12 protein-coding genes and 1 pseudogene are annotated in these 13,772 nt (G+C 31.1%); 12 read left to right on the top strand and 1 reads right to left on the bottom strand.

Annotation, left to right across the window (positions count from 1 at the left end; genetic code table 11):
- Positions 1 to 97 precede the first annotated feature (97 nt).
- Positions 98 to 620 (bottom strand): annotated as a pseudogene (locus NH341_RS06800) (cell division ATP-binding protein FtsE); the annotation flags it as partial.
- Between the two features lie 124 nt (positions 621 to 744).
- Here NH341_RS06800 and NH341_RS06805 point away from each other — a divergent pair.
- The 12 genes from NH341_RS06805 (at position 745) to NH341_RS06860 (ending at position 13,771) form a co-directional block, all read left to right on the top strand.
- Entirely contained in the window at positions 745 to 3,765 is a 3,021-nt protein-coding gene (locus tag NH341_RS06805) for a tetratricopeptide repeat protein (protein ID WP_253056147.1), read from the top strand.
- 27 nt (positions 3,766 to 3,792) lie between these two features.
- Entirely contained in the window at positions 3,793 to 5,586 is a 1,794-nt protein-coding gene (locus tag NH341_RS06810) for a hypothetical protein (protein WP_253056148.1), read from the top strand.
- 49 nt (positions 5,587 to 5,635) lie between these two features.
- The gene (locus tag NH341_RS06815; RefSeq protein WP_253056150.1) at positions 5,636 to 7,075 is read left to right on the top strand and encodes a M20/M25/M40 family metallo-hydrolase; all 1,440 of its coding nucleotides are present in this window, start codon (positions 5,636 to 5,638) and stop codon (positions 7,073 to 7,075) included.
- A gap of 10 nt (positions 7,076 to 7,085) precedes the next feature.
- A complete protein-coding gene (locus NH341_RS06820; protein ID WP_047788481.1) occupies positions 7,086 to 7,298 on the top strand; it encodes a hypothetical protein in 213 nt (70 codons plus the stop codon).
- Positions 7,299 to 7,310: 12 nt separating this feature from the next.
- Positions 7,311 to 7,670, top strand: a complete 360-nt coding sequence (locus NH341_RS06825) for a MauE/DoxX family redox-associated membrane protein (protein WP_253056152.1) — start codon at positions 7,311 to 7,313, stop codon at positions 7,668 to 7,670.
- Positions 7,670 to 9,283: an amidohydrolase gene (locus NH341_RS06830; protein WP_253056154.1), complete on the top strand. Its 1,614-nt coding sequence runs from the start codon at positions 7,670 to 7,672 to the stop codon at positions 9,281 to 9,283. The genes NH341_RS06825 and NH341_RS06830 overlap by 1 nt, the downstream gene beginning before the upstream one ends.
- Positions 9,284 to 9,334: 51 nt before the next feature.
- Entirely contained in the window at positions 9,335 to 9,670 is a 336-nt protein-coding gene (locus NH341_RS06835) for a DUF3703 domain-containing protein (RefSeq protein WP_047788484.1), read from the top strand.
- A 260-nt stretch (positions 9,671 to 9,930) separates the two neighbouring features.
- Positions 9,931 to 10,470, top strand: a complete 540-nt coding sequence (locus NH341_RS06840) for a sigma-70 family RNA polymerase sigma factor (RefSeq protein WP_173359890.1) — start codon at positions 9,931 to 9,933, stop codon at positions 10,468 to 10,470.
- A gap of 116 nt (positions 10,471 to 10,586) precedes the next feature.
- Entirely contained in the window at positions 10,587 to 11,276 is a 690-nt protein-coding gene (locus NH341_RS06845) for an NUDIX domain-containing protein (RefSeq protein ID WP_073181655.1), read from the top strand.
- A gap of 64 nt (positions 11,277 to 11,340) precedes the next feature.
- Positions 11,341 to 12,177: a ribose-phosphate diphosphokinase gene (gene prs / locus NH341_RS06850; RefSeq protein ID WP_253056156.1), complete on the top strand. Its 837-nt coding sequence runs from the start codon at positions 11,341 to 11,343 to the stop codon at positions 12,175 to 12,177.
- Between the two features lie 18 nt (positions 12,178 to 12,195).
- Positions 12,196 to 13,164: an ADP-ribosylglycohydrolase family protein gene (locus NH341_RS06855; protein WP_253056158.1), complete on the top strand. Its 969-nt coding sequence runs from the start codon at positions 12,196 to 12,198 to the stop codon at positions 13,162 to 13,164.
- Between the two features lie 52 nt (positions 13,165 to 13,216).
- Positions 13,217 to 13,771, top strand: coding sequence for an RNA 2'-phosphotransferase (locus tag NH341_RS06860; protein ID WP_253056160.1), 555 nt, complete (start codon positions 13,217 to 13,219; stop codon positions 13,769 to 13,771).
- The last annotated feature ends 1 nt before the right edge of the window (position 13,772 follow it).

Genomic DNA, 13,772 nt, shown 5'->3' on the forward strand with positions numbered 1-13,772 from the left:
AACTTTACAATCAATTGATAATCGTGCGTAGCCATAAGAATCGTTTTTCCACTTTGGTGAATTTCATTCAATAACTCCATCACCTCTAGTGAAGTTTTTGGATCTAAGTTCCCCGTAGGTTCGTCTGCTAAAATTAATTCAGGATTATTTAATAATGCTCTTGCAATTGCTACGCGTTGTTGCTCTCCTCCAGACAATTCAAAAGTTTTTTTATAGTACTTTTCCTTCATTCCTACCTTATCTAAAACTTCATGAATTTTATCTTTCATTTCAGTTTTATCTTTCCACCCAGTTGCCTTTAATACAAACTCTAAATTTTCAAATACGTTTCTATCATTTAATAGTTTAAAATCCTGAAAAACGATACCTAATTTTCTTCTTAAAAAAGGAATATCTTTTTCTTTCATTTTCTTTAAATCAAAATCAACGATGCTTCCTAAACCACGTTGCAAACGTAAATCACCATACAAGGTTTTTAACAAACTACTTTTTCCACTTCCAGTTTTACCAATTAAATAATAAAAATCACCTTTATTTAAGGTAAAGTTTACTTTTGATAACACTAAATTGTCTTGTTGATAAATATCTGCGTTTTCTAGGTGTAAAACAGGATTTTCCATGGAGTGTAGTTTTTTACAAATCTAAAATTTTATAACGTAATTCTCTAACATTTCTTACTTTTGATAAAAAGTCTCCCAACAAAAATAAAAAACTAACGTTATAGTTTCTAGATAACTAAAAAATATGAGATTTAACTGTTTCAAAAAAAGCTGCTACTTATTTCTTTTTTTAACCATTACAACAGCGGTAATAGCGCAAGAATCAGCTATAAATACTGATGTAAATGCCAATTTTCATAAAGCAATGCGCTTGTATAATAATAAAGCATACGCTGCTTCTCAAGAAGTTTTTCGTGAAGTTTCACTAAATTCTGAAAAACATCATAACTTAAAAGCTGATGCTGACTATTATGATGCTATGTGTGCAATAAAATTACAACAAGATGATGCTGATTATAGAGTTAATCAGTTTGTTGAAAACTACCCTTACAACAATAAAAAAGAAAAAGCATTTTTAAATGTTGGTAATTATTATTTCGCCAACAGAAAAGCTGCTCACGCCCTAAAATGGTATCAAAAAGTAAATGAAAAACTATTGAGTCCAGAAGAAAAAAATGAACTCAATTATAAAATGGGCTATGCATTATTAGTTTCTAACTATTTAAAAGATGCTAAATCTCGTTTTCAAACTCTGTTAGGAAATCCTATTTATGGTAACGACGCTCGTTACTATTACGGATACATAGCCTATAAAGAAGAAAACTTTGGAGAAGCAGAAGACAATTTAAGTCAACTAGCTAATGATGCTACTTACCAAGCAAAAGCAAATTACTATATATTAGATATTAGTTTTAAAGCTGGAAGGTTCGATAAATCAATTCAAATTGGAGAACAATTACTAAAAACTACGAAAGATCAAAAAGAGATTTCTGAAATTTCTAAAATTGTTGGTGAAAGTTATTTTAACCTTAAAAAATACGAAAAAGCTATTCCGTTTTTAAAAGCCTACAAAGGAAAAAATGGTCGTTGGACAAATACCGATTACTATTATTTAGGCTATGCTTATTATCAACAAAAAGATTATGAAACTGCTGTTAGTAATTTTAATAAAATTATTGGTGGAAATAACAAAGTAGCGCAAAATGCTTACTATCATTTAGGAGAGTGTTATTTAGAATTAGATAAAAAAACGGAAGCTTTAAACGCATTTAAAAATGCAAGTGAAATGGATTTTGATGCTCAAATTACTCAAAGTTCTTCTTTAAATTATGCGAAGTTAAGTTACGAAGAAGGAAATCCGTACGAAAGTGTTCCTGATGTTTTAAAAGGCTTTTTAGCTAAATACCCAACATCTCCATACGCTGCTGAAATTAGCAATTTGTTAGTGACTTCATACTTGCATCAACAAGATTATCAAGGTGCTTTGGACTTTTTAAATACTTCAGAGACTCCAGAAAGTAAAAGTATTATTAATGAAGTTTCTTTATACAGGGGAATTCAATTATATAACGAAACTAAAATAACAGAAGCCAAACCATACTTTGTAAATGCAACTCAGTCAGAGAACGCTACTGTGAGTAACAAAGCTGCTTACTGGTTGGCTGAAACCGAATATTCTTTAGGAAATTATCAAAGCGCTCTTAAACACTTCTTATCTGTTACTGATAAGGATATTAACGAGGCTAAGATGCTTAATTACCAAATTGGGTACACAAACTTCAAATTAAAAAGTTATCCAAATGCTGCAAAATACTTTCAGCAATTTTTAGAACAGAATCTTGATGATAACGATTTAAATGATGATGCTTCCAATCGCCTAGGAGATTCTTTTTATGCTTCAAAAAGCTACACAAACGCTATTAAGGCATATAATAAGGTAATTCAAGAAGGTGGTGTAGGATCTGATTATGCACAATATCAAACAGCTATGAGTAATGGCTTTTTAGGAAAAAATGATGCTAAAGTCCAAGATCTAGAAACTTTAATTAGTGATTACGATGGTTCTCAATTAAAAGACGATGCTTTATTTCAATTAGCAACTACTTACACAACCATGAATAACGTTTCAAAAGCACAAAAAACTTACGAACGCTTATTAAAAAATCATCCAAAAAGCAACTACGTTCCAAATGCAATATTACGCCAAGGATTATTATATTATAGCAACAACAATAATAGAAAAGCTATCGAAAAATATAAAGAAGTAGTTGCTAAACATCCAAATTCTAACGAAGCAAAACAAGCAGTAACCAACGTTAAAAATGTATATATCGATATCGGTAAAGTAGATGAATATGCTGCTTGGGTTAAAAACATACCTTTTGCTAATGTTACCAATGCAGAATTAGATAACGCAACCTATCAATCTGCTGAAAATAAATTCCTAGAGAACGATAACACTAAGGCTATTGAAGGATTCAATAAATACTTACAACAATTTCCTAACGGGATTAATGTCTTAAAAGCACATTTTTACTTAGCTCAAGCGTATAACAATACAAAGTTATTTGATAAAGCTATCCCTCACTACACCTATGTAAACAAACAAACAAAAAGCGAGTTTACAGAAGAATCTTTAACGAAGTTAGCTAATATTTATTTACAAAAAGAAGATTGGAGCAACGGTATTGTAGTACTCCAACAACTAGAAAAGGAAGCTAACTACCCACAAAACATCATTTTTGCTCAAAGTAATTTAATGAAAGGGTACTATAAAAAAGATGATTACACCAATGCTATTACTTATGCTGAAAAAGTGTTACTCAAAGGAAAGGTAGATACTAATATTGCTGAGGATGCTAAAATAATTTTAGCACGCTCTTCTTTCAAAAACAATGACTTTTTAACTGCTGAAGAATATTTTAACGAAGCTAGTAAAAAAGCTACTGGTGAACTGAAAGCCGAATGTTTATACTACAATGCTTTCTTTTTGCATGAGAATAAAGAATATGAAGCATCTACCAAAGCTGTACAAGATTTAATTGCCAACTACTCATCATATAAGTACTGGGGAGTTAAAAGTTATATAATAATGGCTAAAAACTATTATGCTTTGAAAGATGCATATCAAGCAACATACATCCTGGAGAACATCATCAAAAACTTTACACAGTATAAAGATGTAATTGAAGAAGCAAAAAACGAGCTTCGTACCATTAAAAATAAAGAAGCAAAAACAAACGAATCAGTAACTACCCAAAACTAAAATTTGTTAATAACAAACGAAAGTTAAATGACTAGATCGATGAAAAAGCACTTAAGTTTACTTGTTTTATTTGTAGTAGCATATGCAAATGCACAAGAAAAAAACGTCACTAATAAAGCTAAAGACACTATTATAAAAACCGAAGTTGTAAATGTAGTAACTTCATATGTTCCTAAAATTACTGATGCTTTTAAAATAAAGCAAAAACCTGTGATTGAACACACAAAAGAAACTCAGAAAAAAGCTTTAGAATATCAAATATTTTCGGTCCCTGTTGCCTCTACCTTTATCCCCAAAAGCGGAACAATGAAAAAAGTTGACTTGGGTAAAAGAGAAAAGTTATATCCTAACTATGTATCGGTTGGATTTGGAAACGTCCTTTCACCTTTTTTAGAAGCATATGTAAGACGTAGCGAAAGTTATAATAGCGAATTAGGAGCGCATTTAAAGTTTTTATTATCATCCGACCCTGTAGCTAACACAGAATTAAGCAGTACTTTTTATAATATTGACCTAAACATAAACTACACCCAACAAGAACGTTATTTTCAATGGTCAGCAGGTATCAGTGCTGAAAAAGACAAATACAACTGGTACGGTTTACCTACAAATATTACGTTTACAGAAACTACTTTAAGTGCTATTGAAGAAGCACAAAGTTACAATCACATAAAAATATTTGGTCAAATAAAACCAGATGACTCTTTTTTAGATGAAGCTAATGGGTCAATCGCTTTTTTCTCTGACTCTTTTGAAAGTGCTGAATTTTTAGTTGATGGTAATGCACAATTTCGTTTTCCTTTAGATAATTTTCATCGCCAATTAAACGATTTGTATATAAATACCACTATTAATTACTTAGGAGGTTCTTATGCTTACGCATACGATGCAATTACTCCGATAGATTATAACTTCATTACACTTGGAGTACATCCTACTTACAAATTCAATGTACAAGATTTAGCAATTCAATTAGGAGCAAAAAGTTACTTTTCAATGGATACAGAGAATAGCGAAAATAACTTTTTTATCTACCCTGATGTGGAGATTTCTTATCCTATCGTTAAAGAACTAGCAAATGTATTTGTTGGTGCTTCCGGTGATTTAACCATAAATATGTATCAATCTTTTACAGATGATAACCCATATTTGTCTCCTACTCTTGACATGAGACAAACTAATAAAAAGTTTGATGCTTTCGGAGGAATTAGAGGTAAACTAAATCATCAATTCAGTTATAATGCAAAAGTAAGTTATGCTGACATAGAAAATAATCCATTTTTTGTACTGAATCAATCAAAATCGGAGGGTGATAACATTGCTGGAACTAATGGATTTACATTCTATGGATATGAATATGGGAACTCTTTTAAAGTAATTTATGATGATATTAAGTTAATGACCTTCTTTGGTGAAGTTGCCTTTGATGGCATTAAAAATCTTACTATTGGAGCTAATGCTCAGTTCAATAAATTTACCTTAACCAATGAAGAAGAAGCTTGGAACACGCCTAAAATAAAAGGAGAAGTTTTTGGAACCTACAAAACCAATAAATGGTTTGCTGGTGCTAACTTATACTTCGTAGGAAATCGTAAAGGAAGAATTTATGACACTTTACCTGCTGAAACCTTTACTTCAGTAGACTTAAAAAGTTATTTTGATGTAAACTTTAATGGTGGGTATCATTTTGATGATTCGTTCTCTGTTTTCTTAAACTTAAACAATGTTTTAAACAACAGCTATCAACGATTCAACAACTTTAATGTACAAGGATTTCAAGCAATGGGCGGCTTAACCTGGAAGTTTGATACACTGTTCTAAAAATTAAAATATATAACTTACATTTAGGGTGTTAAAACTAATACCCTAAATGAAAAAACTAACTTTTTTATTACTTACAAGTATTACTTTTTTTGCTTGTAAAACAGAACAAAAACAACCTACAACAGCTTCAAACACCTACACAGAAGCAAACTACAAACAAGATTCAACACAAGTAAAAAAACTATTCAACACTGCACTTACCCAAGGTAAATCATATGAATGGCTACGTGATTTAACACAAAATATTGGAAGCCGTTTATCTGGTTCAGAAGGTGCAGCTAAATCAGTTATTTGGGGAGAAAAACTCATGAAAGAAGTTGGTTTAGATTCTGTTTGGCTACAACCCATTATGGTGCCTCATTGGGTTCGTGGAGAAAAAGAAATTGCTAATTATGAATTTAACGGAGAAAAAATAAATGTTCCTATTTGTGCTTTAGGTGGCTCAATTGCTACTCCAACTAATGGAATTACTGCAGAAGTTATTGAAGTTAAAAACATTGAAGAAGCTAAAAACTTAGGTGATAAAGCCAATGGTAAAATTGTTTTCTTTAACGGTGCTTTTGATAATACACTCATCAATACCTTTCAAGCTTATGGAGGTTGCGTAAGTCAACGCTATGGAGGAGCTTCTATAGTTGGAAAATTTGGAGCAAAAGCAGTCATTGTTCGTTCTATGACCAACGGAATTGACGATTATCCACATACAGGTTCTATGGGATATGGTGATATTCCAAAAGAGCAATATATCCCTGCTGCTGCAATTAGTTCTCGTGCTGCTAAAAACTTAAGCAAGCATTTAAAAGAAAACCCTAACTTACAATTCTACTTTAAACAAAGTTGCAAAAATCTTCCTGATGCTCTTTCTCATAATGTTGTAGGAGAAATTAAAGGAAGTGAATATCCTGATAAAATTATGGTTGTTGGCGGACATTTAGATTCTTGGGATTTAGGGGAAGGCGCACACGATGACGGAACCGGAATTGTACAATCGTTAGAAGTTGCTTATTTGTTTAAAAAGAACAATATTAAACCTAAAAACACAATCCGTATTGTATTTTTTATGAATGAGGAAAATGGTTTACGTGGCGCTACTGAATATGCTCGTTTAGCAAAAGAAAATAACGAATTACATATTGGAGCTTTAGAATCTGATGCCGGTGGGCATACTCCAAGAGGTTTCTCTATCGATGCTAATGAAAGAAACTTGCAACTAGTTCAAAGCTGGAAAAAATTATTAGCTCCTTACGGTTTACACGATATTACTGCTGGAGGTGGCGGTGCTGACATCGGACCTTTAAAAGACGACCATGTTACCTTAGTAGGCTACCGACCAGATTCACAACGCTATTTTGATTATCATCATGCAGCTACTGATACATTTGATAAAGTAAATAAACGTGAACTTGAGTTAGGAAGTGCTTCTATGGCTAGTATTGTATATTTAATGGATAAATATTTATATAACGAAGAAGCTTTAAAACCTTAAAAAGTATAAGATGAGCACTAGATTAAATAAAGAATACTTTGAAACTAAAAGAAAACACAAAGAAGGTTATGGAAAAAAGAAATTTACTTTAAAAAAAGTCATTTTTAATTTAATTATCACCTTTATTATAATTACCTTATATAATATTTTTAACAACTATTTATCTAAGAAGGCTGAACAGAATAAAAAAGAAAACTCTTCATCTTATATATTAATCCAGTAATAAACTCAGTTAATGAATATATTAATATTAGCATTAAGAATTATTTTCGGAATATTTTTCGCCTTTGCAGGTATTATGCGCATTGTGAAACCTAAGATTTTCAATCGCTTTATTCCTAATTTCCTTCCCAAATTAGTTGTAAACTACATAGCTGGTTTATTAGAACTGCTTATTGGTATTGGATTACTAATTAATCAAACTACCAAACAAGCAGCCTTAGCAATGTTTTTATTAATGTTAATTTTCTTACCTATTCACATTTGGGATGTTTTTAGAGAAAAACCTGCAATTGGATCTAGGAAAATAGCCATTATAAGAGTGTCTCTTCAGTTTTTGTTATTATATATTGCCTATTTAATTTACACACACTAATGAAAAAAACACTACTCCCTCTGCTCTTTTTTAGTTTCCTACTTTCTTGCAAACAAAAAGAAAAAGTAGATACTATTGTTATTAATTCCTATACATACACGGTAAACTCTAATTTTGACACCGCTGAAAGTTTTGCTATTAAAGATGGAAAATTTATAGCCATAGGAAACAATAAAGAAATACAAAAAAAATACACAGCAACTAATCTTATCGATGCTAAAAACAAACCTGTTTACCCCGGGTTTATCGATGCACATTGTCATTTTTACGGATTAGGTTTACAACAACAGAAAGTAGACTTAGTTGGAACTGAGAGTTATGATGAAGTACTACAACGATTAATTGATTTCCAAAAAGAAAAGAATACAACCTACATCACAGGTCGTGGTTGGGATCAAAATGATTGGGAAGTAAAAGAGTTTCCTACCAAAGAAAAATTGGATAGAATATTTCCAAACACACCTGTTGCTATTCGTAGAATTGATGGTCATGCAATGTTAGTCAATCAAGCTGCTATTGATTTAGCTGGAATAACTCTTGACTCAAAAATTGACGGAGGAGAATTTATAAAAAAAGACGGTAAGCTAACAGGGGTGCTTATTGACAATGCAATGAACTTTATTAACAATCCAAAACCGTCTAAAAAAGAACAGATTCAAGCTTTAAAAGATGCTGAAAAAATCTGTTTCGATTTAGGATTAACTACCGTTGACGATGCTGGTTTAGATAAAGAAGTTATTGAGTTAATTGATAGTTTACAAAAATCGGGGGATTTAAAAATGCGTATATACGCTATGATTTCTAACAATCAAAAAAACCTTGATTACTACCTCAACAATGGCATCATTAAAACGGATAGATTAAACATTCGTTCAGTAAAAGTTTATTCTGACGGAGCTCTAGGTTCTCGAGGAGCTGCTCTTAAAGACGAGTATTCTGATAAAAAAGGACATTATGGTGCTTTGGTAAACTCTTATGAGAACTTACAAAAATTAGCTAAGAGAATTGCTGCCTCCAACTATCAAATGAATACCCATGCAATTGGTGACTCTGCCAATTATGTGATGTTAAAAACCTATAACGAAGTATTAAAAAACAAAACTGACAGACGTTGGCGTATTGAGCACGCTCAAATAGTAGATGTAAAGGATTTTAATCTATTCAAAAATGTACTTCCATCTATACAACCAACACATGCCACTTCTGATATGTATTGGGCTGAAAATCGTGTAGGTGCTGAAAGAATTAAAGGCGCTTATGCTTATAATGATTTATTAAAAGAATACGGAAAAGTTGCCTTAGGAACGGACTTTCCTATTGAACATGTTAGTCCATTATATACATTTTACGCAGCAACCATCAGAAAAGATTTAAAAGGATATCCCGAAAAAGGTTATCAAATGGAAAACTCTTTATCTAGAGAAAATGCTTTAAAAGGAATGACCATTTGGAATGCTTATGCAAACTTTGAAGAAAAAGAAAAAGGAAGTATAGAAGTTGGTAAAGTAGCTGATTTTATCATTTTAGACAAAGACATCGTGAAAATCGACGGAAAAGAAATTCCGAATACAAAAGTTTTAGCAACCTATATTAATGGTGAAAAAGTAAATTAAAAATGCATCTTTTTCTATTCGTTGTAGTCTGATTTACAAAATCAATAAATCATGACACAACTACAACGAAAACAGGAGTTTTACAAGCAGTTAACTTTAGCTAAAAAGGCACTTAAAAGCAAAAGCTTTCAGGTGTCTTTTTATCATTTAGAAAACGCTCATGTATTAGGACAAAAACATGTTTATAGACACTCTATATCTCATTATTACATGCTAGTTTACGGAATAAAAACAAACAGCAGTAAAGAAATTATTGGCCAACTTTTTAGAATTATAGCCTCTATTTTATTTACTTTAATTTGGGTACCTACAGGAAACACAGGTGGCTCTAACATATCTGCAATTAAACCTATTCCTGTTAGAAAAGAACTTCAAAAATATTTTTAAAAATAAATGCATCTTTTTACCCTTTTCCTAGTCTATTATATGAACACACAAAACATATAATATCATGAAAAATAATAATCAATGTACCTGCACTTGCGAAGGATGTAAAACAAATGACTGCTCAAATTGTACATGTGAAAACTGCACATGCAACAACTGTAACTGTTAATTAAATCAATTTTTAAATGTTTTGTCACGCTGAATAAAATGAAAAACAAATGTTTATTTATTCACCGTGGCATTTTTCGTAAATTTATAGAATGACAACGCAACAAGTTTGGAAAAAATACGCAGATGATATAAAACACTTTATTTTAAGTAAGGTGAAAGACACTACTGTGACTGATGACCTCTTACAAGAAACATTTATAAAAGTTCACACTAAACTTCATACATTAAACGATATCACCAAACTAAAACCTTGGATTTTTACGATTGCTCGGAATACGATGATGGATTACTTCAAGAATACTAATCAAACAATTGAATTTAAAAATTTTGAAGTTCAAACAGACATAAAAGAACACGAGCATACCGAGAAAGATTGCTTACGTGGAATCTTACAAAGCTTGCCTAAAAAGTATAGAGATCCACTATTTTTATCAGATATAAAAGGCTTAAAACAGCAAGAAGTTGCTGACATTTTAAAACAAAATTTACCAACCACTAAATCTCAAATTCAACGTGCTCGTAAATTAATTGCTCAAGGTTTTATGGATTGCTGTGGATTTTCACTTAACGAAGAAGGAAAATTAGTAGGTGAAATTCAAGACAAAGAAGATTGTAAAGTTTGTAAGTAGATTTTATTATTCAAATTGCACAAGCTACATTAAAAAAACAATTAAAAAGTACCTTGTTTAAAATATAAATCTATAATTTTTAAAACTTTCGTAACTTTGTGTAAATTCAACACTAAATGAAGATATCACAAAATATAAAAGTTGCTGTAGATGCTGTTGTTTTTGGCTACCAACAAAAAGAACTTTCTGTCTTATTAATAAAAAGAGGCATCGAACCTTTTAAAGGAGCTTGGGCATTGCCTGGTGGATTGGTTTTAGAAAACGAATCACTAGAACATGCAGTTGAAAGAGAATTATTAGAAGAAACAGGAGTTACTATCGATTATCTTGAACAACTATATACATTCGGAACTCCCAAAAGAGACCCAAGAAACAGAGTTATTTCTGTTACCTATTTTGGTTTGGTAAGTCCCAATCATTTTAAAATTAGTGCTGATACTGATGCCGCTGAAGTACAATGGTTTCCTATTCATGAACTCCCCAAACTAGCATTTGATCACAATCGTATTTTAACCACAGCTTTACAAAGACTTCAAAACAAAATAAACTACCAACCTATTGGTTTTGAATTACTAAAAAAAGAATTTCCTTTTTCTGATTTAGAAAATTTATATCAAACAATCCTTAATCAAAAAATTGATAGACGTAATTTCAGAAAAAAAATTATGAGCTTTGGAATACTTACCGAAACCGACAAAATACACCAGCCTTCTAGTGGTAGACCTGCAAAACTTTTTAAGTTTAATGCTAAGAAGTATAAAGAACTAGAAAAGAAAGGATTCCACTTCGAAATTAAGTTTGCGTAAAAAAAACACTAAAACATTTTTTATTTTAAAAAACCGCATTATATTTGTGTAAAAATTACGCAATATGATTTTAAACTTAGATAAAAGCTTTACTCCTTACGGAACAGAAAACAATGTAGACTATAATTTCTTTACTTTTTCAGGAGGGGAACCACATATTAAAATCATTTCTGAACTTGAAAATGTGTCAGAAGTTACCATTACACATCGTATTCAGTCTTTTAATGATATAGGTACGCTTTTATTGGCTACTAATGCATTAAAAAACATGGGGATTACAAAGTTAAACGTTGTCCTTCCCTATTTTCCAGCCGCTCGTCAAGACAGATTAATGGTATCAGGTGAACCTTTATCGGTAAAAGTATATGCAGATATTATAAATGCGCAAAACTTTAAGTCAGTAACTGTTTTCGATCCACATTCTGAGGTAACTCCTGCCCTATTGAATAACTGTAAGGTTATCGATAATCACAAATTTATAGAGCTAGTTACACAACAGCTTTCAGAAGATTTGACATTAATCTCTCCTGATGGCGGTGCTTTAAAAAAGATATACAAAGTTGCTGCTTACCTTCAAAACTATGAAGTAGTTGAATGCTCAAAAAGCAGAAACGTAAAAACAGGTCAGTTGACAGGTTTTAAAGTATATACTGATGACTTACAAGGAAAAGATTGTTTGATAGTAGATGATATTTGTGATGGTGGAGGTACTTTTCTAGGGCTAGCTAAAGAACTAAAAGCTAAGAATGCAGGAAACTTATACTTAGCGATAAGTCACGGAATATTTAGTAAAGGTTTTGATGAACTTGAAAAACACTTCACCAAAATTTTTACAACAGATAGTTTTAAAACTATAGAAAACGATAATTGCATACAGATTGAATTGGGAAAATTGCTATAAAAATCATAAAAAACTACTATGAAAAATAACATTATAAAGTCAACATTTATTGGATTGGCTGTAGCTGATGCTCTAGGGGTACCTGTGGAGTTTAAAAACAGGCAAGAGTTAAAACAAAATCCTGTAATAGACATGAGAGAGTTTGGAACACATCATCAACCAAAAGGAACTTGGTCTGATGACAGTTCTCTTACATTTTGTTTAGCTGAAAGTTTATGTCAAGGGTACGATTTAGTGGATATTTCATATAAATTTATCCAATGGATGAATGCTGAGATATGGACTCCACACGGTAATGTTTTTGATATTGGAATCCAAACAAGAAAAGCGATTGAACAACTTTCAAAAATCATAAATAAAGAAGACTATAAAGAACTAGAAACTTTAAAATATTCTGATGGTGAATATACCAATGGTAACGGTTCATTAATGAGAATTATTCCTTTACTCTTTTACATAAAGGGTAAAAAAATAAAGGACCAATTTAATATTATTTGGCATGTTTCATCACTAACACATCCACACATAAGGTCGGCAATAGCTTGTTTAATTTATTTAAAATTAGCTGAATATATTTTAAATGGATTTTCAATTATAGATTCTTATAAAAAAATGCAAAATGAAGTTAATCTCTTTTTAACAGAAAGAAATATTTCTTCTTACGAGCAAAATCATTTTTCTAGAATTTTAAAGCAAAATATATCTAGCTTAAAAGAAAAAGATATCAATTCCAGTGGCTATGTTATAGATACTTTGGAAGCTTCACTTTGGTGTTTGCTCAACACTACTAATTATAGTGAGGCAGTTTTAAAAGCTGTAAATTTAGGGGATGATACTGATACTACAGCTACTGTAGTTGGAGCTATTGCTGGTATGTATTATGGAATTGATAATATACCTCAAAAATGGATAGATTCATTAGTAAGAAAAGATGATATTCTTCAATTAAGTCAACAATTCGCAAAAAAATATCGTCATGAAAATTAACCAATAAAAACGTAACAAACATTGCTTACGTTTTTGAATAAAATTGAAAAAAATGAATGAGAAGAACACAAAAAGAATAAGTAAGTTTTTAAGCCTGATATTAAGGCATCAGCCTGAAAAAATTGGGCTAAAATTAGACATCAACGGATGGACTTCAGTAGAAGAACTTTTGAACAAATCAAGTAACAACGGAGTTACTTTTACAAAAGATGAATTGGAGTTTATCGTAAAAAACAACGACAAACAACGATTTTCATTAAATGAAAATCAAACAAAAATAAGAGCAAATCAAGGACACTCTTTAAAAAATGTAACAATAGTAACTGAAACAAAAACTCCCCCTCCATTTTTATATCACGGAACAGTAGCTAAATTTATTCCTTCCATAAAAGAAAACGGATTACAAAAAATGAGTAGGCAACATGTTCATTTGAGTTCCGATGTAGAAACTGCTAAAAAAGTAGGCAGTAGAAGAGGTAAACCTATAATTTTAACTGTTCAATCAGGTGTTATGCATAAAAAAGGATATGAGTTCTTTTTATCTGAAAATGGAGTTTGGCTAACTAATCTTGTTCCTACTGAGTTCATTAATTTTGAAGATTTATAAT

Source organism: Tenacibaculum sp. XPcli2-G, from assembly GCF_024124505.1.
Taxonomy (GTDB): domain Bacteria; phylum Bacteroidota; class Bacteroidia; order Flavobacteriales; family Flavobacteriaceae; genus Polaribacter; species Polaribacter mesophilus.